The organism is Anabaena sp. CCY 9910 (genome assembly GCF_963920875.1).
Taxonomy (GTDB): domain Bacteria; phylum Cyanobacteriota; class Cyanobacteriia; order Cyanobacteriales; family Nostocaceae; genus Trichormus; species Trichormus variabilis.
In genome coordinates this window covers 110101-135615 of record NZ_CAWUDJ010000015.1, presented here as the reverse complement: position 1 = coordinate 135615, position 25515 = coordinate 110101, and the positions used below count along the sequence as shown (strand labels likewise).

The window sequence follows — 25515 nt, the reverse complement described above, 5'->3', positions numbered from 1 at the left end:
ACCACCACCACCCATACCACCGCGACCAGAACCACCACCACCCATACCACCGCGACCAGAACCACCACCACCCATACCACCGCGACCAACAAAGGTGGAAGAGCCAGATCCAGAAGATCAAGATCCAGATCGGGAGGAAGAGGAGGAAGAAACTCCCTGCGAAGCCACACAAACCTTTGATGGTGGCACGGGAGAGAATGCCTTACAAGCAGGTGATTGTGCCAATGTTTGGACAATTACAGGATTCAATTCGGGAACACTCACAAGCGGTGCAGGTATCAAAACCTTCTCTGGTATCGGCACTCTCATCGGCGGAGCGTCCAGCGATATCTTCATCTTCAGTCTTGGGGGCAGCTTAAGTGGTTCTATTGACGGCGGCGGTATTGCCTTACTCAATAGCTTAGAAGCTGGGCCAGGAAACAATGACTGGACAATCGCTGGTAGCAATACTGGAACTGTCACTAACTTGGCTAGTGGATTTAAAAATATTGCCACTGTCCGGGGTGGATTAGGTGCTGATACCTTCACACTGGAGGCTGGAGGCAGTTTAGATGGCAGCATTGAGGGTGGTGGATTAGCTAACCTCAACACCATCAAAGGCAGTAATCAATCTCTGGACTGGACGATCGCAGGTGCTAACATTGGTAGCGTCACAGGAGTCACTCTCGGCTTTACCAATATCGGTAATTTAGTTGGTAGTAGTAGCAGCGATACATTTACCCTGACTGTTGCCGGCAGCCTCGCAGGTAGCATTGATGGCAATGGTGGCAACAACACCCTACAAGGGGTTAGTGTCGAAAATACCTGGACAATTACCAGTAACGATACAGGTAGTGTTGATAATATTGTCGGGACAATTGAGTTTAGCGACATTGCTAACCTGATTGGTGGCAATGCAGATGACACCTTCATCCTGGAAAACAACAGTCAAATCACAGGCGAAATCGTCGGTGGAGGTGGTAACAACACCCTACAAGGGGGTAGTGTCGATAACGAGTGGACAATTACCAGTAACGATACAGGCAGTATTGATAATATTGCCGGGACAACAGAGTTTAGCGACATTGCCAACCTGATTGGCGGCGATGGAGATGACACCTTCATCCTGGAAGGTGACAGTCAAATCACAGGCGAAATCGCTGGTGGAGGTGGTAACAACACCCTACAAGGTGGGAATGTCGATAACGAGTGGACAATTGTCACTGACAATATGGGTGATCTCACCAATATTGGTAGTGGCGAGATAACTTCGTTTAGGGAAATTGCCAACCTCATCGGTGGTAATCAAGCTGATACCTTCATTCTGTCAGAAGATAGCCACATCACAGGCACAATCGATGGTGGACGCGGGAAAAACACCCTAGAAGGTGGTGACTCATATAATACCTGGACAATTACAGATGAAAATGCTGGGAATATCAGCAATAGTGACGGCACAACCAACTTTACAGAAATAACCAACTTGATTGGTGGTGATGATGATGACATCTTCATCCTGGAAAATAACAGTCACATCACAGGTGAAATAGCTGGTAAAGAAGGCGACAATACCCTCAAGGGCGGCAATGTCAGGAATACTTGGACAATTACGGCTGAAAACGCAGGTTATATTGAGAACCGTGGTGATAACACTAACTTTACAGAAATAACCAACCTGATTGGTGGTAATGATGATGATACCTTCATCCTAGAAGGAGATAACCGCATCACAGGCGCGATCGCAGGCGGTGGCGGTAACGATACCCTAGAAGGCGGTAATGTCAGCAATACCTGGAGAATTACCGATAACAATACCGGGGTAGTTGAAAATAGCACAGGTAGAACAGAATTTAACCAAATCGCCTACCTCACAGGTAATAATCAAGCTGACATCTTCATCCTAGAAGACAATAGCCATATCACCGGGGCGATCGCTGGTGGTGGAGGTACAAATACCCTCCAAGGTGATAATGTTAGGAATACTTGGACAATTACGGCTGAAAATGCTGGGAATATCACCAATAGTGACGGCACAACCAACTTTACTCAAATCGCCAACCTGATTGGTGGTAATGATGATGACACCTTCATTCTGCAAGCAGATAACCGCATCACAGGTGAGATTGCAGGTAGAACAGGCGACAACACTTTACAGGGTGGTGATGTCGAGAATACTTGGACAATTAAGGCGGAAAACGCAGGTTATATTGAAAATCAGGGAGGTAGAACCAATTTTACAGAAATAACCGACCTGATTGGCGGTAATGACGATGACACCTTCATCCTAGAAAGAGATAACCGCATCACAGGTGAAATTTCAGGTAGAGCAGGTGACAACACCTTAGAGGGCGGTAATGCTGAGAACACTTGGACAATTACCGATGAAAATACCGGGAATATTACCAATAATTCTGGAAGCACAGCCTTTACAGAAATAGCTAACCTGATTGGTGGCAATGACAATGATATCTTCATCCTCGATGAAGATGGCTACATTACAGGTGCGATCGCTGGTGGTGAAGGTGACAATACCCTACAGGGCGGTAATGTCGAGAATAACTGGACAATTAACGCCGAAAACGCTGGTACAGTTGACAATGGCAACGACACCACCGCATTTAGGGAAATTAACAAACTGATTGGCGGTAATGACGAAGATACCTTTGTCTTTGAGGACAATGGCTTATCGAACTTTGATTTTACAGTTGATGGTGGACAAGGCGACCCACAACTAAATACCCTAGAAATCAATGCTGATACAGACCTCAATTGGGTAATCAACCGTCAAAATGGCGGAGAAGTGTCAGGAGAAGACTTATTTTTAGAATTTGACAACATTGCCAACTTAACAGGCAGTGCAGGTAACGATGAATTTAAGTTAGAAGATGCCACTGTTGCCGAAGGTGGCACAATAGACGGGCGTGCCGGAGTTAACATCTTAAGTGGCGGAATTACTGATACTACCAATACTTGGGTTGTCAATGGGGTTAATAGTGGCACTTTCACCGCCACTAAAGATGGCACAACTTATACCTTTGACTTCACCAACATTCAAAACCTCAATGGTAGTGATGCTGATGATGTCTTCAAGTTACAGGGTGGTGTGCTGTATGGTTCCGGCGCAATTAATGGTGGTGGTGGTAAGGATACCATCGAGCAACAAGGTAGTGCCGACGATGATGATGATGACTTTACAACTACCTGGACTTTAACCGACGAAGATTCCGGGACTATCTCCGATTCCACACCAGAAACCTTCACCGTCAATGGTCAAACCGTCACCACCAACTTAATTCTCAGAAATGGCTTCACCAACATTGAAAATCTCATCGGTGGTGCTGATGCAGATGTATTCATTATCAATGATGGTGTCACCTTCACAGGTAATATTGACGCAGGCGATGGTGGCGATACAGTAATTATCAATGGTACAGGAACGATTACTGGCTTAGTCAGTGGTGGTGATAATACTGATGAAGTAGTAGTGGATGTCATTGACTTTTCACAAACCACTAACCCCGTGACTATTGATCTGCAAGAGATTAACTTCAGCGAATTTGAAGTTGTCATTGGGAATGAGGAAGACAGTACCTTAATCGGTGCAGATCAACCCAACACTTGGGAAATTATTGGCGAAGATGAGGTAGTGATCTCTAACATTACCTTCATTAACTTTAATAACTTAGTTGGTGGTGCAGGTGTCGATACATTTAACTTCACAGCCGCAGATGCAGTCATACATATTGATGAAGAAGTACCACCAGATGCAATAGGTGATGTCTTTAGTTTGACACTGATTACGGGTAACTTACTGGCGCGGTTATTGGCACGTAATCCTGAAGATACCGTCACCATCAGCGATGTTGACGGCACAACAGTTACAGGTGATGAATCCAGTGTAATTGCAGGTAGCTATGGCAGACTCAATATTAGTGCTGATGGTACTTACTCCTACGCGGTGGAATTGTCCGATCCACAAGTGGTTAACTTACCTGTAGGTGCAAGCCTGACAGAGACATTTAGCTACACTATTGGGCAAGGCACAAACAGTATTACCACTGAGTTGATCGTTACCATCCAAAACACAGCCAGTGGCTTGATTATGACGGATAACGTCAACAGCATTGATATCACTGGTAGCGTCAGTGGTGGTGGTGGCGATGATGTCTTTAATTTCGCTAATGATGCTCTGATTACAGCATTAATTAATAGCGGTGCAGGTGGCGATAGGTTTAAATTCCGCGATACTGCTCAGGTAGCTGGTACAGTTGACGGTGGTGATAATCCCTCCAATACACCTGATGTAGTTGACTTCTCCCAAGCTACTGGAACAGTAGTAATTAACTTGGCTAACAACAGGTTTAATAATGTTGAAACCTTTATCGGTAACGGTATTAACACCACCTTAATTGCAACTGATACCAATAATACCTGGACAATTAATGTCTCTAATGGCTTTGCACTGGAAGATTTGGAACTTTTTGGTGTTAGCAACACCCTCCATCAAAACGGTTCTAACACTAATATCGAATTCAACTATATTGGTAATTTAACAGGTGGCTCAGGTAACGACACCTTTATCATCAACAGCACAACTTTGACAGTTAACGGTAAACAACAAGTTGACTGGGGAGTAATAGGGAAAATTGATGGTGGACAAGGAAGCAACGCGATCCTGATGGATGTTATTAATACCCCAGGCATCACTTGGGAAATAGACGGTGGTCATGCTGGTAAAGCTTACGATGAGCTTGACTTAATCAAACCAGGTGAATTGCCAGCAGGCTTCGACTTAGATCGCATCACCTTTGCACAGCCTCACAATTTCTTTGATGGTCAGATTGTCTTATATGGCAACACTATCGCCGCAAATCGAGGTGGGAATACTGTAACAGAACTCAACGATATACAGGGGTTAAAACGGGGTGAATTATATAACGTCAAGGTAATCAATGACCGTACTATCTCCCTAATAGATAATCAAGGAAGAACGGTAACAAGGTTATCTCCTTCCTTGGTTGATATAGCACAACAAAGACATTGGTTAACTAAGCAAGTTCGCCTGAATTTCCAAAATATCGGCAATATCCAAGCTGGCGATCAAGATGATACTTTCTTCCTGCGTTCTGAAGGTGGTTTAACAATTGATGGTGGTGATGGCAAAAACAGCTTACAAGGTAGTGATACAGTTAACATTTGGGGAACTAAGAACACCGCATCTAACCTCAACATCGGCACGATATTGCCCACCACTGAATTAACCTTTGATGGTAGTTCTTCCTCCGTCGTTAATAGTGCCAACAATACTATTACCTTCTCCTATCGCCATAACTTAGTTACAGGCGATCGCGTCCAGTATCGTAACGGCACAAATCAAGTGAGTGGAGATATTGGTGGATTGGTTGATGGTCTTTTCTATCAGGTAATTCGTCAAGATGACTTTACAGTCCAACTTACCAACTTATCTAATAACAATCTTCCGATTACCTTATTAGCAACAATAGACGGCGGTAATAACCACGAACTGATCAAGACAAACACCTTTGTCGGCAGCGAAGGCGTAGAGCGGAACGCACTACTTAATCGGGGTCAACATGCCTATGTTGCCTACGATAGCTCCAGAGTCGATACAACTAACAAGACAATTACTTTCTCCAGTCCTCATAACTTTGTAACTGGCGATCTCGTCCAATACCAATATAATTATCAAGCGGGTGAGACTGAAATACTTGTTAATAGAGAATATTATCGAGTTATTCGTCGAGATGACTTAACGATTCAACTAACACAAACAGGTAGCAACATCCCCCTTGACTTGGAATCTGCTATTCCCCTTAATGGCACTCAGTTTTTAGTTAAGGCGAATGATGTTAATCGGATATCACTCGAAAATAATTCTGACTTCCGTGGCTCTGTTATCGAATATGCTCGCCCCCATAACTTTTCTAATGGTCAAGCTGTCGCCTTCCGCGCTCTCAGCGATGGTAGATTACCGTTGAACGATTGGAATTTAGAAAAATACGAGCAAGGTCGGGATAACATCTACTATGCGATTAAGATAGATGATTACAGGATTGCCTTGGCAAACAGTTTTGTAAATGCCATCGGAAGAATACCAATATTTCTTGGCTTTGATGGAAGTACAGAAGGAAAACTTACACCAGTTAGCAATTTCCAAAGAATTCAGTCTTTGTTTGGTGGCGGAAGTAGCGATTTGTTCAGTCTTAATAATGGTGGATTTGTCGAAATCTTCGGTGGTGGCGGAATTAACACTTTAAAAAACAACCAAGCTAGCACATGGAATTTACTCGGAATAGATAGTGGTAGAACTAACTTCGTCGATCAATTCTCGCAGATTAGTAACCTCATTGGCAGTAATGGGGATGATACCTTTATTGTCAATAACAACGCTCGCCTGACAGGTAGCCTTGATGGTGGTTTAGGAAAAAATATCTTACGAAGTAACAGTGCAAATTTTGTTAATTGGACAATTTCTGGGCAGAATGCTGGCCTATTACAAGGCGAACGAGAGGAGCAGGGACTATCATTTAATCGTATTGGTGGGGTGGGAACTGTCTTAACTAGTGACTTCAGACGCAATCATAATTTAGTCACCGGGCAAGCTTTCTCTAATTACTTTGTGATCAAGCTCAATAATCAGGAGATTCAGTTAGCAGCAACTCTAGAAGATGCCTTTGCTGGTCAGGCAATTTCTCTCACAGGCGATCGTTACTCCGGAATTCCTAAAACTGCTATTTCTTTCAATAACATCACTAGGCTTGAGGGTAGTGACAATGCAGATACCTTCACCATAGCTGACGAAGATGTAGTCTCCTCGATTGATGGTAAAGGTGGTAATAATACTCTCCAAGCTCTCAATGTACTCAATCAATGGTCAGTGACAGGAACTGATGCGGGTAGTCTGAGTTTCTCACCCATCGAAGGGAACAACACAACCATTAACTTTACTAATGTCGGTAATTTACAAGGAGGAACAGAACGCGATCGCTTTACTCTGGCTGGTGGTACTCTATCAGGTACAGTAAATGGTGAAGGTGGTAACGATACTTTAGCGATCGATTCTAATATTACGACAACTTGGACTGTGACAGGGGCAGATGCAGGAACGGTTACAGGTATCACAGGTGGTTTCAGTAATATTGCCAACCTGAAAGGTGGCAATGAAGAAAATACATTCATTCTCGATAACAACGGTAGTCTCTCTGGCAACATTGATGGCGGTTTAGGGGCTGATACTTTCATTGTCGGTGGTGGTGGTAGTTTATCCGGCTTTAACTCCATTGATGGCGGTGGCTTTGCTGGTATTAATACCATCCAGATAGCTAATACTAATGGCAGACCCTATACTTGGGAGATTACTGGTGCTGACAGAGGAAATCTGCAAGGAGCGATTAATCTCTTTAGCAATATCGGTAAGCTAGTTGGCGGTTCAGGGGGTAATACTTTCATCTTCCAACCTGGTGGTTCACTCAGCCCCGGAGGTATTATTGATGGTGGTAGAGTGTCGTCGCCACTAAATACTCTACAAATTAACTCTACCTTAGCCCTAAATTGGTCAATTAACAGTCAGGATACTGGATTTGTTCAAGGACAAAACTTCTTACTTTCTTTCAGTAATATTGCTAACTTAAAAGGTGGTTTCAATACTGATACTTTCTTAATGAACAATGCTGCTGTCTCACCAGGAGGTACTATTGACGGACGTACAGGTGTTAATTTACTCCTCGGTGGCTTTAGTGGTGTAACTAATACCTGGATAGTTAATGGCATCAATAGCGGTATTTTCGTTGCACCTCAAACAACCTTTAATTTCAGCAATATTCAGAACCTCAATGGTAGCAATGCTGTTGATGTCTTCAAGCTGCGCGGTGGTGTGCTGTTTGGTTCAGGCTCAATTGATGGTGGTGGCGGTGACGATACCATCGAACAAGAAGAAAATGTCACCACAACTTGGACATTAACAGGAGATGGTGCAGGGAAAATCTCTGATGCAACTCCCGAAACCTTTACCGTTAATGGTGTGACTGTTACCACCAACGAAATCCTCAAAGATGGTTTCAGAAATATTGAAAACCTCATTGGTGGTGCAGAAGCAGATACCTTTATCGTCAATGATGGTGTTACCTTTACGGGCGGTGTTGACGGTGGTGGTGGTAGCGATCGCTTTAATTTCAACGGTACGTCACAAATCACTGGTAACATTGGCGGTGGTAACGACGACGTTGGCGGCGTAGATTTCCTAGATTTCTCTGGCTTTACTGGTACAGTCACCATTGACTTAAATAATCCCGCCTTGACTGGGATAGAAACAATTATTGGTAACGGTGCAAACACAACCATCATTGGCAAAACCACCGCCAACACTTGGACAGTGAACGGTGCTAACGGCACAGTTAATGGTTTGACCTTTACTAATGTGGATAATCTGCGTGGTGGTAGCGATATTGATACATTTAATATTCAATCCACAACAAACGCCATCACCATCGATGCTGGTGCAGGCGACGATCAGATTAAGATAGGTAATCTCACCCCGAATTTGGGTGGCACAGTGAATAATATTACCGGAGCATTAACCATTATTGGCGGCGAAGGTAATGACGAGTTAACTATTGATGATAGTGGCGATACAGCCGCTAATACAGGTAATCTCACAGCCACTACAATTACAGGCTTAAGTCCTAGCAGTATCACATACGGTACAGTAGAAACACTGAATGTGAATCTGGGCAGTGGCGCGAATAACTTCACTGTGCAAGGAACTACTGCTGTCACCACCATTACAGGTGGCTCAGGCAATGACATAATTGATGCTTCTGCTGCTATTCAAGCTGTTACCATCTTCGGTAATGCTGGTAATGACCGCATTACTGGTGGTGCAGGAAATGATCGCCTAGATACTGGTACTGGTCAAGATTTTGTCATAGGTGGCGCAGGTAATGACTTAATTACTGTGCAAGGAACTAGCGGTGGAACTACAACAGTATTAGGCGGTTTAGGTGATGATCGCATTGAAATTGGCACTCCTCTAGCTGATGCTGGCAGAGTTGGCAGAACTCTCAATAATATTTTGGCTGGCTTAACTATTGATGGAGGAGCAGGAGTTGACACATTAGGTGTTTATGACGACTTTGATACTGTTGCCAACACAGGATTTATCACTTTTAATACCATTCTTGGCTTAGGCATGGGAGCTAGTGGCTTCCTTTACATCGGAATAGAAAATCTAACTGTGGAATTGGGTGATGGTGCTAATAGTTTGACTGTGCAGAATACCAACCCCAATACTACTACTACCATTACTGGTGGTAGTGGTGTAGATACAATTAATGTGCAGACAATTAACAGCGTCACCACAATTAATGGAGATGCAGGTAATGATGTCATTAATGTTGTTAGTGCCGGAGTGCCAACAGTCAATACAATAGCAGCTGGTTTAACCATCAATGGTGGTGCTGATACTGACACCATAACCATCAATGACATTGGCGACACCGCAGCCAACACAGGCACGTTAACCAGCACCACAATCACTGGTTTAAGTCCTGCCACTATCACCTACGGCACCGCAGAAACCCTCAACATTAATTTGGGTAGGGGTGCAGATATCTTTACTGTCAGCAGTACCAGTGCAACAACCACGATTAATGCAGGTGAGGGTAATGATACTCTGAATGTACAAGCGATCGCTAATGCCACAACCCTGAATGCAGGTATAGGCAATGATGTGATTAATGTGGGTAGTGCCACACCGACGACAGTCAATGGCATAACGGCTGCTTTAACCGTCAATGGTGGTGCTGAAACCGACACCGTCAACATCAATGATAATGGCGACACTGCTAACAATACAGGCACATTAACTGCCACCACAATTACTGGTTTAAGTTCCGGTAGCATCAGCTACGGTACAGTAGAAACTCTCAACATTAATCTGGGTGCAGGTGCAGATACTTTTACTGTCAGCAGCACCAGTGTGACGACTACCATTAATGCAAATGGCGGTGCGGATACTCTGAATGTAGAAGCTATCAGTAATGCCATCACCCTGAATGCAGGTGCAGGTAATGATGTGATTAATGTGGGTAGTGCCACAACACCAACCGTCAACGGCATAGCAGCCGCTTTAACCATCATTGGTGGCACTGAAACTGACACCGTCAACATCAATGACAATGGCGATACCGCAGCCAATACAGGCACATTAACCAGCAGCACAATTACTGGTTTAAGTTCTGGTAGCATCACCTACGGCACAGTAGAAACTCTCAACATTAATCTGGGTACGGGTGCAGATACCTTTACTGTCAGCAGCACCAGTGCAACAACCACGATTAATGCAGGTGGCGGTAATGATACTCTCAATGTACTAGCGATTGCTAATGCCACAACCCTGAATGCCGATGTAGGTAATGATGCGATTAATGTTGGAACTGCCGGAACACTAGCAGCCAATGGCATAGCAGCCGCTTTAACCATCAATGGTGGTAGTGAAACTGACACCATCACTATCAATGACAGTGGTGATACCGCAGCCAACACAGGCACATTAACAGCCACCACAGTTACTGGTTTAAGTAGCGGTACCATCACTTACGGCACAGCAGAAACTCTCAACATTAATCTGGGTACAGGTGCAGATAACTTTACTGTCAGCAGCACCAGTGTGACGACTACTATTAATGCAAATGGCGGTAATGATACTCTGAATGTACAAGCAATCGCTAATGCCACAACCCTGAATGCCGATGCAGGTAATGATGTGATTAATGTTGGTGGTGGCACACCCACAACCGTAAATGCGATCGCTGCTTCTCTCACCATCAATGGTGGTGCTGACACTGACACCATCACCATCAATGACAGTGGCGACACTGCTAACAATACAGGTACACTCACAGCCACAGCCCTCACAGGCTTGGGTAGCAATGGCATCACTTATGGGACAGTAGAAACTCTAAATATCAACCTCGGTAGTGGCTCAAATAACTTAACTGTACAGGGAGTTAGTGCAGCTACCACCATTATAGGTGGCTCAGGCAATGACACAATTAATGCCTCAGCTATTAACCAAGCGATCGCCATTTATGGTAACGCTGGTAACGATAACATTACCGGCGGTGCAGGTAATGATACCCTCGACAGTGGTACTGGTGAAGATACGGTGACTGCGGGCGGAGGAAATGACTTGATTTACGTCCAGGGAACTAGCGGTGCAGGCACAACAATTAATGCAGATGCAGGTAATGATGTAATTAATGTTGGTAATAGCACATCAAATACTGTCAATGCGATCGCTGCTGCTTTAACCATCAATGGTGGTAATGGTATTGATACTGTAAACATCAATGACAGTGGCGACACTACAAACAATAACGGCACATTAACCAGCACTACAATTACTGGTTTAAGTCCCGCTAACATCACCTACGGCACAGTAGAAACTCTCAACATTAATCTGGGTACGGGTGCAGATACCTTGACTGTCAGCAGTACCAGTGCCATAACCACGGTTAACGCAGGTGGCGGTAATGATACTCTCAATGTACAAGCGATCGCTAATGCCACAACCCTGAATGCAGATGCAGGTAATGATGTCATTAATGTTGGTAGTGTTGGAGCCACAACACTCAATGTCATAGCATCTGATTTAACCATCAATGGTGGTGCTGACACTGACACCATAAACATCAATAATAGTGCTAATACTGCTAACAATGGAGGCAGATTAAGCAGCACCACCATTGATAATTTGGGTCTTGGCCGTCCTATCAATTACAGCACAGCAGAAACTCTCAACATTAATTTGGGTACAGGTGCAGATAACTTTATTGTCAGCAGTACTGGTGCTGCAACCACAATTAACACAGGTGGTGGTAATGATACTTTGAATGTAGAAGCGATCAGTCATGCCACAACCCTGAATACAGGTGCAGGTAATGATGTGATTAATGTTGGTAGTCCCGGATCAAGAACAGTCAATACCATAGCAGCTGCTTTAACCATCATTGGTGGTACTGATACTGACACAGTCAACATCAATGACAGAGACGACAATACAAACAATACAGGCATATTAACCGCCACTACAATTAATGGTTTAAGTCCCACTACCATCACCTACGGCACAGTAGAAACTCTCAACATTGAGTTGGGTAGGGGTGCAGATACCTTTACTGTCAGCAGTACCAGTGCAACGACTACCATTAATGCAGGTGACGGTGCGGATACTCTGAATATACAAGCAATCACTAATGCCACAACCCTGAATGCAGATGCAGGTAATAATGTCATTAAAGTTACGAGTGCTGGAACACCAACAGTCAATGGCATAGCAGCTGCTTTAACCATCATTGGTGGGCCAGAGAACAATAGCCTCGAAGTTAGGGATAGCGGTGATACCACAGCTAATACAGGTACATTAACTGATACTCAGTTGACAGGATTAGGTATGACAAGTGGGATCACTTATCGAGACATCAACAATTTAAGTATCATATTAGGTAGTGGTAACAACAACTTTACTATTTCCAGTACATTTCCTCGTACTACAACCTCGATTTATGGTAATGTAGGATCAGAGACCTTTAATGTGCGATCTATCCGTAGCACTACCAACATATTTGCTGGCGGTGGCAACGATATTATAAATGTCAGTACTTCTGCACCAAACAGAGGAGGTATAGTTAACGGAATTTTAGCTCTACTCTTCGTCGATGGCGGTGCTGGTGCGGATACCCTAAACGTAGAAGATAGCGGTGATGGCGCGCCTAACAACGGCACAATGACAGCCAACGCTATCACAGGCTTAGGTATGAGTAATGGCATCAGCTACACATTCTTAGAAGCGACCAATATTTTCCTCGGTTTTGGTAATGATACTTTCACCATCAACAGTAAAGTGCCAGGTAGTAGCATCCTAGTTGACGGCGGCCCTGGAATTGACTTTATCTTTGATTTCACCTTCTCAGCAATCATCCGCAACGCCTAACAGTTGTTCACAATCCGTGAAATTGTTTCTGTTGAAATTACTTTGAGGAAAAATGCAACGCTCTCTAGCAGTTTATTTGACTACATTTAGCCTCTCACTAACAATCGCTCCCACGGTGCAAGCTGCTTCCTTGAGTGCTTTGCCTCCTAACCCCATTGATGTCCCGAATGCACTGGCCACAAATGCCTTCGGAATTAATAATTATCATCAGGTTGTCGGTAGTTTTGATAGTGAAACGACTGTTCGCGGTTTTCTGTTGAACAACAAAAAATTCAGCGATATAGAAGTCCCCAACGCCATCAGCACTACTGCCTTTGACATCAACGATGCCGGTCAAATTGTCGGATTCTTCAGCGATGGCACCAAAAATTCGGGCTTTTTATTTGATGGCAGTAATTTGACGACGATTGATGTGCCTAATGCGATTGTTACTACAGTATTTGGCATTAACAACTTTGGTCATATTGTCGGTTCTTACGTTGATAGTAGTGGTGTGAGTCGCGGTTTTCTGCTCAATGGTGGTAATTTCACCACGATTAATGCCCCTGATGCTCTGGTAACTTTTGTTACCGATATTAATGATGCAGGGAAAATGGTCGGCTTCTTTGCTGATTCCACAGGCTTAGTGAGTGGTTTTCTGCTAGATGGGGCTAAATTCACCAGTATTCAGGCTCCTGGGGCATTTTATACAACAGTATTCGGGATTAACAACCGAGACACAATAGTGGGTAATTTCGCCAATGATATAGGAAATCAGGCATTTTACGCATCTGGTAAATCATTTGTACCGATTAGTATAGCTGATGCAGTTTCTATCTCAGCTTTCGACATTAGCGATCGCAATCGTGTTGTTGGTAGCTACTTAGATATCAACAGCATCTCTCACGGTTTTAGCGTCCAAATTCCTGAACGTTCCTCAACATTAGGACTACTGTGCATCAGTGTCTTAGTTTTATTCAAAATCGGTAACAGAAAATCGGTTACTTCATAACAATAGGACGTGTCATTGATTAGGTAAACTGGAATCGGTAATGCTGGAGATAGAGCAAATAGAGACATAATGACTCGACGTTAAGTAGGTAGGCTGGAAAATCAATCGAGCTTTATCCGTAATTTCCCGATGATCAAATGGTTGCTACGGCGACTTTAGCGTGTTTATTCAGATAGTCTACTAACAAATTTTTCAGTCGCTGACTAACAAAAGAATGTTCAAATACACTAAAGCCTAAATTCCGAGCTTTGGCTAGGGTTTGCTCTGGTGTCAATCCTTCCTCAACCGCAATACTTAATAATGCAATTCCCGTAGAACGCATCGCTGCTGCACAATGCACTAAAGTGGGTTTTGGAAGTGTTTTTAATGCTTTGAGAACTTCGGTAATTAATTCTTCATTCAAGTCTTCTAGCTTCAAAGGTACATTTACGTATTTCAGCCCTAATGCTTCCGCCACTTGTTGCTCATTGTGGGAAAATCCTAGTTCATCTGGCGATCGCAAATTCAACACTGACTTAAAACCTTCTTGGCTAGCTTGCTTCAGCTGTTCTGGTATGACTTGTCCTGTCGTCGTTAAATTTTCGTTAATCCGTATACTATTGTTCACATTCGCTCCTTCTCAATCTTTGGTATCGTAAAAAGCTATTTGAGCTAGCTTTGCGTATCTAGATAAATAAACAAGCTAAAATTTGCCCAACAGCCGCAGATATTACTTGATTACTGCTGAATCTACTAGGCATTTATTTTGGTTTGTTCATAATATACGGTTTGTATACAAAGTTAATGTATTTACGAAAACAAAATACTTATTTTCGATAGACTTACCGTTGTTTATATTTTATTTATATTTCCAGTGTCAAATTTCTTCTGATGCAGGGGATTTAGGCATACTACGGTAAATCAATCAGTTTATGTGATTTAATTATTCCTACAGGAACTTAGTACAGCCGGAGTCGCCAAGTGAGAGAGATTCAGCGTCCCAAAATATCAACAAAGGCGAAACAGTTTCCCGAATCACCGATTCGAGAAATGACAAGAATAGCAGTGCAGCACAGTGCAATGAATCTAGCTCAGGGGTTTCCTGATTTTCCTTGTCCGCCGGAATAGAAACAAGCAGCTTTTGACATCCTCTCGCCGCTAACCGCAAGCGGTATTGCGGGAGATTCCTAAGACTCACGACCTTTACACGCGAGGAACTTAATTTGATGGCTCAACTATGCCAAAAGTGGGATGTTTTAGGCTTGACCGATGAAATCTATGAACACATTCTCTATCATGGAACTCAACACATAGCCTTAGCAACCCTTCCAGGGATGGAAGAGCGCACTATTATTACTATCAACGGTCTTTCCAAAACCTACAGTGTTAATAGTTGGCGAGTCGGCTATATTTTGGCAACACCTGAATTAACAGGAGCGATTAGAAAAATCCACGAATTTCTTACAGTTGGTGCGCCTGCGCCGTTGCCAAGAGCCGGAGTAGCCGCAATGCAACTACCACCATCTTACTATGAAGAATTAGCCAGACTTTATCGTCAAAAAAGAGACAGCATTTTAGAGATTTTAGATCAGGCAAGTATTCCTTATTTTGTCCCCAAATGAGCTTACTATGTCTTTGCCAATATTGCCAAATTTGGCTACGAAAATGATCTAGAATTCACTAACTATCTAATTAAAGACATTTGTGTAGCCGTAGTTCCCGGTTCGAGATTTTTGAGTCCCCCAGAAAAAGGAAATTCATTCATCCGGTTTTGCTTTAGTACAAAACCAGAAACACTACAATCAGCAGGCGAAAGATTGCTAAAATTGCAGCCAAATTTAAAAATTAAATAACAGATTTATCAAATTTTTTCATAAATGAGTAGGGGTAAATATGGCTAATTATGAAAATATTTTACAAGCAATTAGTCAGACTCCTTTAGTTAGACTTAATCGAGTTACTGCAAATATTCAATCTCCTATTTATGCAAAAGTAGAGTATCTTAATCCTGGTGGTAGTACCAAAGATAGAATTGCCCTGTCCATGATTGAAAATGCCGAAAAAACAGGTCAAATACAACCAGGAGGAACTATTATTGAAGCCACCGCAGGTAACACTGGTGTGGGATTAGCACTCATTGCCGCAGTTAAAAAATATCGCTGTATTTTTGTCATGCCTGATAAAATGAGCCAGGATAAAATTAACCTGCTCAAAGCTTATGGTGCAGAAGTTGTTGTTACTCCTACATCTGTACCGCCCGACTCCCCAGAAAGTTATAACGGTGTAGCGGAAAGACTAGCTAAAGAAATTCCCGGTGCATATAGACCAAATCAATTTGAAAACCCGAATAATCCTTTAGCTCATTATTTAACAACTGGGCCAGAAATTTGGGCAGATAGTCAAGGTAAAGTAGATGTTTTTGTCGCTGGTATGGGTACTGGTGGGACAATTTCTGGAGTTGCTAAATATCTCAAAGAACAAAACCCAAATATTATTATTGTTGGTGCAGATCCAGAAGGTTCTATCCTCTCAGGAGATAGCCCTAAATCTTATAAAGTTGAAGGAATTGGTGAAGACTTTATTCCGAAAACTTTTAATCGTCAATTAGTTGATGAAATGATTCGCGTCAGCGATAAAGAATCTTTTAATATGGCGCGTCGTCTAGCTAGAGAAGAAGGCTTATTAGTCGGAGGTTCTTGTGGTACAGTAGTAGCCGCAGCCCTCAAGTATGCAGCACGATTATCACAGCCAAAATATATTGTAGTTTTGTTACCAGATACAGGGAGAAACTACATTAATAAAATTTACTCTGATGTCTGGATGCAAGAGAATGGTTTTTGGGAAGGTAAAACAGTTAAAACTATAAAAATTGGGGAAATTCTGCATCAAAAAACTGATTTTCCTTCTTTAGTTGCTGTTAGTTCTAGTGATACGTTAAGCCAGGCAACAAACTTACTACAGAAACTCAATATCTCTCAGTTACCTGTAATTGATAATCATCATGTAGTAGGTAGCCTCAATGAAGCATCTTTGATGAAATTTCTCTATGACGGGATTAATTTCTCTAATCAGCAAGTTTTAGCTGTGATGGGTAAACCACTTCCAATTCTCGATGAAAATGTAGATGTTTCTGAAGCTTACCGAGTTCTGTTATCAGGAACCACAGGGATTATTATTACTCGCAATAATATTCCCGCAGGATTAATTACCAGAGCCGATTTAATTAGATATTGGATTAGTCAAAACCAAGAAAAATCAAAGGTAAACAATGGAATTTGAAACTAAAGCAATTCATGAAGGTCAACAATCAGATCCACAAACTGGTGCGGTGATTGTGCCAATTTATTTAACTTCTACATATCAACAAGAAGCCATAGGTCAGCACAAAGGGTATGAATATTCTCGCACTGGAAACCCCACGCGTAATGCTTTAGAAGAGGCTTTAGCAGCGATTGAAAATGGTGAATATGGATTAGCCTTTGCTTCTGGTTTAGCGGCGACTACCACTGTCTTAAGTCTACTTAAAAGCGGCGATCATATTGTAGCTGGTGATGATTTGTATGGTGGTACTTATCGTTTATTAGAAAGGGTAGTAAAAAATTGGGGTGTAACGACAACCTATGTAGATATTGATGATATTTCTAATTTTGCTAAAGCTATTCAACCCAACACTAAACTGATTTGGGTAGAAACTCCTACTAATCCCTTATTAAAAATCATTGATATTGCCGCACTAGCAAATATTGCTGAGCAAAATAATCTTATTCTAGTAGTTGATAACACATTTGCTAGTCCTTACTTTCAAAGACCGTTAGATAATGGCGCTGATATTGTAGTTCACAGTACCACCAAATATTTAGGGGGACACAGCGATATTATTGGCGGCGCAGTAGTGACATCCAATGAGCAACTATATACTGAATTGAAATTTTATCAAAATGCAATTGGGGCTGTTCCCAGTCCCTTTGATAGTTGGTTAGTGCTGCGAGGAATTAAAACGTTAGCTGTCAGAATGCGAGAACATGAAAAAAATGCTTTGTTATTGGCTCAATTTTTAGAACAGCATCCCAAAGTTGAACGCGTTTATTATCCAGGTTTAACTAGCCATGAACAACATCAATTAGCTAAATCACAAATGTCTGGTTTTGGTGGGATGATTAGTCTGGAATTAAAAGGCGATTTTGCTGATGTGGAAAAATTTGCTTCCCGTCTCCAGTTATTTTTATTAGCAGAAAGTTTAGGTGGTGTAGAATCATTACTTTGCTACCCGGCAAAAATGACTCATGGTTCTCTACCACAAGAAGAAAGATATAAACGGGGAATTAATGATAATTTAGTCCGTCTTTCCGTAGGAATTGAGAATGTATTAGACTTGCAAGCTGATTTGGAGAATGCTTTAAGTTGAAAATTTAGAGTTTAGGGAAAAGAGATTCTCATTTTTGGTTGGGGAAGTTGTCGGTGGTTCATTCCCTACTAAAAAATTGTGATGTATCTAAGAGATTGTTTGAAAAGTATTATTTTAAACATCAAAATCTTAAGAACCTAACTCCCCTAGCCCTCTTTCCCTACGTTCGCGTTGCGTAGTGAAGACAGGGAATGGGGGTTTCAAAGCCTCTCTTCGCTTGCCTAACGACAGACTAGCACCAACAGGTAAAGGTACTCTACGAGAAGTGCTCCGCGCTATGGAGAGGGGTCTTTAGTATCCTTCATAACTTTTCAAACATTCTCTAAGGATTTAGCTATAGCTATTACAAAATTTATTAAAGTCTTTACGAAATACTATGATTCTGCAAAAATATAGTACTCTAACTTGACCGATTTGCCGTATTTTATGATAAAACATAACTTTAGCTGATCTAATCATGATTAATTTTTCTCAAAGTACTGTCAGTCAAACAGCTTCATATTTCACTCGAAAAAAGGTAAGACTTGATGTTGAATTTTTTATTCCAGCGCATAATAACCTATTGGCAAAAATTGTTTATTTTCAAATTTGCTAATCAGAGGCGCTCAATATCTATCGTTCCTATAAAATTTACTGGGACATTTATTACTGGCTTATGCCTCAGTCTTTTATTTGCTGCCTGCACAGCTAATAATGCTAGTAATATTACTTCTGCTAATAATTCAACTCAGAGTAAAGCATCTGTAGTCAGAATAGGCTATCAAAAATCAGCAATTCTCCTAAAAAGTAAAGGGCTTTTAGAAAAGCGCTTGCAACCTGAAGGAGTATCTGTTGAATGGAATGAATTTCCTGCCGGTCCGCAGCTTTTAGAAGCGATGAATGTCGGTAGTATTGACTTCGGGCATACTGGAGAATCACCACCAATTTTTGCTCAAGCAGCCGATGCTGCAATCACATATATTGCGGGAATTATACCCAGTCCAGCTAATTCAGCAATTCTTGTTCCCAAAAATTCCGATATCAAAACAGTCAATGATCTTAAAGGGAAAAAAATCGCTTTCCAAAAAGGTTCTAGCGCCCATTATCTGCTAGTGCAAATTTTAGAAAAAAACGGACTGAAGTATAGCGATATTCAACCCATATATCTACCCCCAGCCGATGCTCGTGCCGCCTTTGTCAAAGGTAGCATTGATGCTTGGTCAATTTGGGACCCCTTTTATGCAGCAGCCGAAAAATCAGCCGATGCTCGTGTGTTAATTGATGGTACAGGAGTTAATAAGCAGGGAGGATATTACCTTGCTAGCCGCAAATTTGCTAACCAGCAACCAGAAATTATTAAAGCAATACTAGAAGAAATTCAAAATACTGAACAATGGTCTGATAAAAATCGCAATGAAGTAGCAGCAACTCTTTCTCCTATCTTGGGCATCGATTTGGAAACGATGCAAACAAGTACTAATAGAAGAAAATTTGGCATCAGACCAATCACTCAAGAATTAATTACTCTCCAACAGGAAGTTGCAGATAAATTCTATGAACTAAAATTAATTCCCAAAGCAATTGATGTCAAAGAAGCAATGCTTACACCAGCGCAATATGCAGCTTTTGCACCCAAGAATCCATAATCTGTAATTCACATTTCGTTCTTATGACCAATCTTACTGAGTTATTACATCGTCGTTACGGCGTAGACGCATTCAATGCAGATATTTCTTGGAACGAGACATTATCAACTTTACTGTCTCACCGTTCGATTCGTTCTTACCTTAGTGATTCCCTACCATCAAACACTCTAGAAACTTTGGTAGCAGCAGCTCAATCTGCATCGACTTCCTCTAATCTCCAGACATGGAGTGTAGTTGCTGTCCAAGATGCACAACGTAAGGAGAAGTTATCGCAGTTAGCGAATAACCAAGCCCATATTCGCCAGTGTCCTTTATTTCTGGTGTGGTTAGCAGATTTGGCAAGACTAACATACGTTGCTGAGAGTCAAGGATTATCCCATGATGCTTTAGATTATCTAGAAATGTTTCTGATGGCGGCTATAGATGCGACATTGGCGGCACAAAATGCCGTTGTTGCTGCCGAATCTCTGGGTTTGGGAACAGTTTATATAGGTGCATTGCGTAACCGTCCAGAAGAAGTGGCAGAGGTTTTAAATTTACCGCCTCATGTCTTTGCAGTTTTTGGGTTGTGCGTCGGTTACGCAAATTCATCTGTAAATGTGGAAGTTAAACCGCGTTTACCTCAAGCAGCAGTATTGCATCGGGAGACTTATCAATTGGAGAAACAAGACCAGGAAATTGCTCTTTACAACCAAATCATGAAAGCATTCTACAATTCCCAACAGATGAATGTTGCTGGTGATTGGTCGGAACACTCAGCTAAACGAGTAGCGTTTGCTGAATCTTTATCAGGACGCGATCGCTTGCAGGAAGCTTTGAAAAATTTAGGTTTTAAGTTGCGCTAAAAAAGTATAAACGCGATTAATCGCGTTTATACTACCAAGGCAAAGAAGTAGTCCCGATAAAGCCGAGACTATTTGAGATTTAAACTGGTTGCAGTTGGAGGTTTTTTTGGAATAATTCTAAGACTTGTTGCCAAGCGTCGGCGGCAGCTTCGGGATTATAGCTGGCGCGATGGTTGCAGAAAAAGCCATGCCCTGCGCCTTCATAGCGAAAGATTTTATGAGGAATTTGATGTTTCTTTAATTCGGCTTCAATTTGTTCTGTGTGTTCTAGCGGGATGCCTTGATCTTCAGTGCCAAAGAAGGCATAAATGGGGGCTTTAATCTTTGAGGTATGGGTAATAGTCGGTTCACCACCACCAGGTGTAGAGTTGATAATCCCACCACCGTAGAAGGATGCTGTCACTTTAATGTCTGGTAATGTGGCAGCCAAGTAAACAACATGACCACCAAAACAGAAGCCAATTGAACCGATCGCCCCTTTTTGGACATTTGGTAAAGTTCTCAAATAGGCGATCGCCGCTTGAATATCACTCAATATTTCCTCTGCTGTGGTCTGCTCTTTATAGCCTCTACCACGTTGGATATCTTCTTGGGTATATTTAGCCTCGAAACCGGGAGCAGTTCGTTGATAAAGTGCAGGAGCAACAGCTACATACCCCTCGTGGGCAAACTTCTCAGCAACTTCCCGAATATGAATATTTACCCCAAATATTTCCTGAATCACAATCACGGCAGGGAAAGTTCCCTCTTTTGCCGGTTCAGCGAGATAAGCATCTATTTGCAAATCACCGTTTGGGACTTTAACTTGAGTTGTGCGAATTCCTGTACTTGTCATTTGAGTATTTAGCTTAAAATCTCGTCAAACTACGGTAAATATATCAAGCTACCGTATTTTATAAAAGCATCATTCCACAAGTAAGCAGGAAAGACAAGTACCGTCACCAAGATCCCAGACAGGTCTATCACATCTCCGACAATTCCTGCTAGAAAGACATATTGAAAAACAGGCACTACGGCAATGAGCATAGCAAAATTCGCCCACCACAAAATATACTCTTGACTTTCTCGTAAAATATGCGAAGCTAATAGTTAGTTTAACTAAATATTTAAAAGTGCATCAAACTCGTGACAAGACTTACGGGAAACACTGATTTGTCAAAATCACTTGCCAGTAGCCCTAACGCAGTGATTTTAGAAACCCAAGGACTGACGCGTTACTTTGGTAAAGCGGTTGCTGTCAAAGATTTAAGTATCACAGTCCAACAAGGTGAGGTCTTTGGCTTACTTGGCCCTAACGGCGCAGGTAAAAGCACAGCAATGAAGATGTTGACTACTTTATTGCCCCTAAGTGCAGGGAGAGCAACTATAGCTGGTTATGACGTAACTCACCAGGCGGCGGCTGTTAGACGGCTATTTGGCTATGTACCTCAAGCCCTTTCTGCTGATGGTAGTCTCACAGGTTACGAAAACCTCTTAATTTTTGCCAAGCTATACGATATTCCTGTCAAGCACAGGCAAAGGCGTATTCGGGAAGTGCTGGATTTCATGGGTTTGCAAGCCGCAGCCCATCGTTTAGTACGTAACTACTCTGGTGGCATGATTCGCAAGCTAGAAATTGCCCAATCTATCATGCACCAACCCAAGATTTTGTTTCTTGATGAACCGACTGTAGGACTAGATCCCATAGCCCGCACTCAGGTATGGCAACTTGTGCAACAACTGCGAGCAGATTACGGCACAACCATATTTTTAACCACCCACTTTTTAGAAGAAGCTGATAGTCTGTGTAGCCGAGTGACGATTATGCAGCAAGGTCAAGTTGTGATTACAGGGGAACCCAGTGATTTAAAAGCTTCTTTGGGTAAGCTCAATGCAACCTTAGATGATGTCTTTATTCATTACACAGGGGATCAACTAACATCAGGAGTGAACTATCGTGATACAGCCAGAACCAGACGTACATCTCAACGGTTGGGTTAAGCCAAAAGCTACCCATCGCGCCAGTGTGATTTCTACAATTATTCAGATATTTACCAAAACCTTTGTGATTGCCGAGATGGAAGTGCGGAAACTCCGACACGATCCTACGGATTTAATAGTCCGAGCCGTGCAACCATCACTGTGGCTGCTCATCTTTGGGCAAGTATTCTCCCGCATTCGGGCAATTCCTACAGGCGAATTACCTTACCTAGACTTTATGACGGCGGGGATTCTGGCGCAGAGTGTGTTATTTGTCGCCATTTTCACAGGTGGAATGACGCTGATCTGGGAGCGAGATTTAGGAGTTGTGCATAAATTCTTGGCTAGCCCGACACCTAGAGTGGCAATGGTGTTAGGTAAGTCCTTAGCTTGTGGAGTCCGATGTTTATCACAGGTATTGGTAATTTACGTATTAGCACTGATATTAGGTGTTAATCTCAATCTGCATCCCTTAGCTTTTATCCAAGTGCTATTCGTTGTCATGTTGGGAGCAGGTTGTTTCTGTACTTTTTCCTTAATCATCGGCTGTTTGGTAAAAACCAGAGAACGGATGACAGGAATTGGACAGTTGTTAACTATGCCTTTGTTTTTTGCGAGTAATGCCATTTATCCCATTTCCATGATGCCTGACTGGTTAAAGTTTTTGTCTCGCGTTAATCCCTTAACTTACCAAGTGGATGGACTACGTGGCACAATGTTAGCTAATGGAACCAGTATCTATGGCTTTGGTTGGGACTGTGCAATTCTCTTGTTAACACTAATAGGCTTAACCCTCATTTGTGGACGACTTTATCCACGGGTGGCAATGTAATTAGCCGTTGAATCACTCAAATATCCACCCACAAAGGGATAGAAACTTTGTGGAAAAATGCGATCGCTTAACGACCCCTCTGTCCCTGTTCATATACTGATAATTTAGTGCTATGCCTCATGAGTACAATAGCGATCGCGCCCCTGTTGTTTGGCATTGTACAGTGCTTTATCGGCTGAAGCGATGAGTGTATCAGGCTTGATATCTCCAGCAGGTATAATAGAAGTAATACCCAAACTAAGTGTAACGATATCCTTTATATCAGACTGTGCATGGGGAATGGCTTGATCGTAAATTGCTTGTTGAATAATTTGTGCTACTTTGATCGCTCCTAGTAAGTCAGTATTGGGGAGGAGTATCGAGAATTCTTCTCCTCCGTAACGCGCTAGTAAGTCAGCAGGACGATGAAGCTTCTGTTGCACAGTTTGCGCTATGGTGATTAGACAATCATCGCCTCCAAGATGTCCATAGCAGTCGTTGTAAGATTTGAATTTATCAACATCGAATAAAATCAGCGACAGGGGTTGTTGTTCTCGCGCCAGGCGTTTCCATTCTGCTTTTAGTCGTTCATCGAAGCAACGACGGTTAGCCACCTGAGTCAAACCATCTAGATTTACCAGTTGTTCTAGTTTCTGATTGGCAATTACTAACTCTGCCGTTCTTTCTTGTACCCGTTGTTCTAAGGTTTCAAAAGATGTTTGTAACTGAAGTGCCATATTATTAAACGATTTCGCCAGTTGACCTATTTCATCTGTTGAGCTAATTTTGGCGCGGATATTTAAGTTACCTGTTGTAAACTGAAAAACTATATTGGTAAGGTAAATTATTGGTCTTGTTAGCAATTGCCCAATAGCAAAAGCGATAATTGTCACGACTGAAGCGATCAATACAAATAGAAACATTGCGTCATGAATTTGCTTTTCTACAGGTGCAAGGGCAACAACTAGAGGCTGTGCGAACAAAACAGACCAAGGTTTATATTTTAAACTGGCGATCGCTATCAAATTAACCTGATCACCTGTTGTTGACAAAGTAGTAGTTAAATGTGACTGTTTATTATCCAATGCTTGTTTAAGTTTCAATTCATTAGTTGCCAATTCTCTGATAGGATAATTAGGCAAACGCCCTTCTTTTTGTAGTTGAGTTATAACATCGACAGGTAGAGGCACAATTGATTTAAAAAGTAGTTTTGGTGCATGACTATGTGCCAGATAAATATAATTTTCATCTAAAAGAATAGCAAAAGATTTAGCTCTAGCCAGTTCAGTTTCTCTAGTTACTAACTGCTGAATCACAGTAGCATTGTATGAAACACGTAAGACACCTAATATATCTCCTTGGGCATTACGAACAGGACTACTAAAAAAGATAGTAACAAGGTCAGGTATTATCGGCGATCGCTTCATACTAGAAGCAAAGGATAATCCAGTTTGCAGTGGTTTTTGAAAATAATCTTGACCTGATTCATCTTTGTTAATATCTGATGTATATGTATCTAATACATTTTTCCCTTTTAAATCGAGCAAAGCATAAGAGATAATATTCAGCATATCTTTGCGACTGAGCCGATTTAATGTTTCCGTCGCCAATTGCATTTCGGGGCTATCATCTCGCGCTTTTGGAGTTAGGCTGAGGTAGCCAGCCAAGCCTGGTAAAAGTGCCTCTACGCGCACAGCATTAAGATTTCTATCAATAAAAGCATCTATTCTGTTACTGGTTCGGTTAGCCGCAGCAGATAAGGCTTGCCGAGCGTTGTCAGTTAGTGCTGTTTCCGTTGTCTGTTTGTTAATAGATGCCAATAACAACAACGGAATCAAAGCAACAACGAGAAACGAGGCGATCAATTTTGTCCGGATGCTACCCAAAAGATCGTGCTGCATGGCTTTAA

At 42.1% G+C, this 25515-nt stretch carries 14 protein-coding genes; 10 read left to right on the top strand and 4 right to left on the bottom strand.

Features of this window, described 5'->3' with window-relative positions:
- Positions 1-94: 94 nt before the first annotated feature.
- Positions 95-12991 (top strand): beta strand repeat-containing protein, encoded by a 12897-nt coding sequence (locus ACM5QX_RS13760; RefSeq protein WP_414754020.1) that lies wholly within the window; start codon positions 95-97, stop codon positions 12989-12991.
- A gap of 52 nt (positions 12992-13043) precedes the next feature.
- Entirely contained in the window at positions 13044-13982 is a 939-nt protein-coding gene (locus ACM5QX_RS13755; RefSeq protein ID WP_414754019.1) for a hypothetical protein, read from the top strand.
- A 133-nt stretch (positions 13983-14115) separates the two neighbouring features.
- Here the strand turns inward: ACM5QX_RS13755 and ACM5QX_RS13750 are convergent, their stop codons facing one another.
- The gene (locus tag ACM5QX_RS13750; protein ID WP_414754018.1) at positions 14116-14589 is read right to left on the bottom strand and encodes a beta-lactamase hydrolase domain-containing protein; all 474 of its coding nucleotides are present in this window, start codon (positions 14587-14589) and stop codon (positions 14116-14118) included.
- Between the two features lie 353 nt (positions 14590-14942).
- Here ACM5QX_RS13750 and ACM5QX_RS13745 point away from each other — a divergent pair, with 353 nt between their 5' ends.
- The 6 genes from ACM5QX_RS13745 to ACM5QX_RS13720 all read left to right on the top strand — a co-directional run bounded on the left by ACM5QX_RS13745 (position 14943) and on the right by ACM5QX_RS13720 (position 20836).
- Positions 14943-15089 carry a hypothetical protein gene (locus tag ACM5QX_RS13745; protein ID WP_414754017.1) on the top strand — a complete coding sequence of 49 codons (147 nt, stop codon included), beginning with the start codon at positions 14943-14945 and terminating at the stop codon, positions 15087-15089.
- 98 nt (positions 15090-15187) lie between these two features.
- A complete protein-coding gene (locus ACM5QX_RS13740) occupies positions 15188-15583 on the top strand; it encodes an aminotransferase class I/II-fold pyridoxal phosphate-dependent enzyme (RefSeq protein ID WP_414754016.1) in 396 nt (131 codons plus the stop codon).
- Between the two features lie 271 nt (positions 15584-15854).
- Complete coding sequence (locus ACM5QX_RS13735; protein ID WP_414754015.1) at positions 15855-17240, top strand: cystathionine beta-synthase; 1386 nt, start codon at positions 15855-15857, stop codon at positions 17238-17240.
- The gene (locus tag ACM5QX_RS13730; protein WP_414754014.1) at positions 17230-18366 is read left to right on the top strand and encodes a cystathionine gamma-synthase; all 1137 of its coding nucleotides are present in this window, start codon (positions 17230-17232) and stop codon (positions 18364-18366) included. Before ACM5QX_RS13735 ends, ACM5QX_RS13730 begins: the two co-directional genes overlap by 11 nt.
- A gap of 527 nt (positions 18367-18893) precedes the next feature.
- A complete protein-coding gene (locus ACM5QX_RS13725; RefSeq protein ID WP_414754013.1) occupies positions 18894-19991 on the top strand; it encodes a sulfonate ABC transporter substrate-binding protein in 1098 nt (365 codons plus the stop codon).
- A 23-nt stretch (positions 19992-20014) separates the two neighbouring features.
- Complete coding sequence (locus tag ACM5QX_RS13720) at positions 20015-20836, top strand: NADPH-dependent oxidoreductase (RefSeq protein WP_414754012.1); 822 nt, start codon at positions 20015-20017, stop codon at positions 20834-20836.
- A gap of 79 nt (positions 20837-20915) precedes the next feature.
- Here ACM5QX_RS13720 and ACM5QX_RS13715 read toward each other — a convergent pair whose 3' ends face one another.
- Both ACM5QX_RS13715 and ACM5QX_RS13710 read right to left on the bottom strand, forming a co-directional pair.
- On the bottom strand, positions 20916-21671 hold the full coding sequence (locus ACM5QX_RS13715) for a dienelactone hydrolase family protein (RefSeq protein WP_414754011.1): 756 nt from the start codon (positions 21669-21671) through the stop codon (positions 20916-20918).
- A 29-nt stretch (positions 21672-21700) separates the two neighbouring features.
- Complete coding sequence (locus tag ACM5QX_RS13710; RefSeq protein ID WP_414754010.1) at positions 21701-21862, bottom strand: hypothetical protein; 162 nt, start codon at positions 21860-21862, stop codon at positions 21701-21703.
- 99 nt (positions 21863-21961) lie between these two features.
- On the opposite strand from ACM5QX_RS13710, the gene ACM5QX_RS13705 reads away from it, so the two are divergent.
- Both ACM5QX_RS13705 and ACM5QX_RS13700 read left to right on the top strand, forming a co-directional pair.
- Positions 21962-22816 (top strand): ABC transporter ATP-binding protein, encoded by an 855-nt coding sequence (locus ACM5QX_RS13705; protein ID WP_414754009.1) that lies wholly within the window; start codon positions 21962-21964, stop codon positions 22814-22816.
- Complete coding sequence (locus ACM5QX_RS13700; protein ID WP_414754008.1) at positions 22773-23627, top strand: ABC transporter permease; 855 nt, start codon at positions 22773-22775, stop codon at positions 23625-23627. Before ACM5QX_RS13705 ends, ACM5QX_RS13700 begins: the two co-directional genes overlap by 44 nt.
- Before the next feature lie 110 nt (positions 23628-23737).
- Here the strand turns inward: ACM5QX_RS13700 and ACM5QX_RS13695 are convergent, their stop codons facing one another.
- Complete coding sequence (locus tag ACM5QX_RS13695) at positions 23738-25507, bottom strand: diguanylate cyclase domain-containing protein (RefSeq protein WP_414754007.1); 1770 nt, start codon at positions 25505-25507, stop codon at positions 23738-23740.
- Between the last annotated feature and the right edge of the window lie 8 nt (positions 25508-25515).

Excerpts from the sequence above, each read along its gene's own strand:
- ACM5QX_RS13755 (WP_414754019.1), top strand. The coding sequence starts at position 13,044 with ATGCAACGCTCTCTAGCAGTTTATTTGACTACATTTAGCCTCTCACTA.
- ACM5QX_RS13740 (WP_414754016.1), top strand. The coding sequence starts at position 15,188 with ATGGCTCAACTATGCCAAAAGTGGGATGTTTTAGGCTTGACCGATGAA.
- ACM5QX_RS13735 (WP_414754015.1), top strand. The coding sequence starts at position 15,855 with ATGGCTAATTATGAAAATATTTTACAAGCAATTAGTCAGACTCCTTTA.
- ACM5QX_RS13730 (WP_414754014.1), top strand. The coding sequence starts at position 17,230 with ATGGAATTTGAAACTAAAGCAATTCATGAAGGTCAACAATCAGATCCA.
- ACM5QX_RS13725 (WP_414754013.1), top strand. The coding sequence starts at position 18,894 with ATGTTGAATTTTTTATTCCAGCGCATAATAACCTATTGGCAAAAATTG.
- ACM5QX_RS13720 (WP_414754012.1), top strand. The coding sequence starts at position 20,015 with ATGACCAATCTTACTGAGTTATTACATCGTCGTTACGGCGTAGACGCA.
- ACM5QX_RS13715 (WP_414754011.1), bottom strand. The coding sequence starts at position 21,671 with ATGACAAGTACAGGAATTCGCACAACTCAAGTTAAAGTCCCAAACGGT.
- ACM5QX_RS13710 (WP_414754010.1), bottom strand. The coding sequence starts at position 21,862 with ATGCTCATTGCCGTAGTGCCTGTTTTTCAATATGTCTTTCTAGCAGGA.
- ACM5QX_RS13695 (WP_414754007.1), bottom strand. The coding sequence starts at position 25,507 with ATGCAGCACGATCTTTTGGGTAGCATCCGGACAAAATTGATCGCCTCG.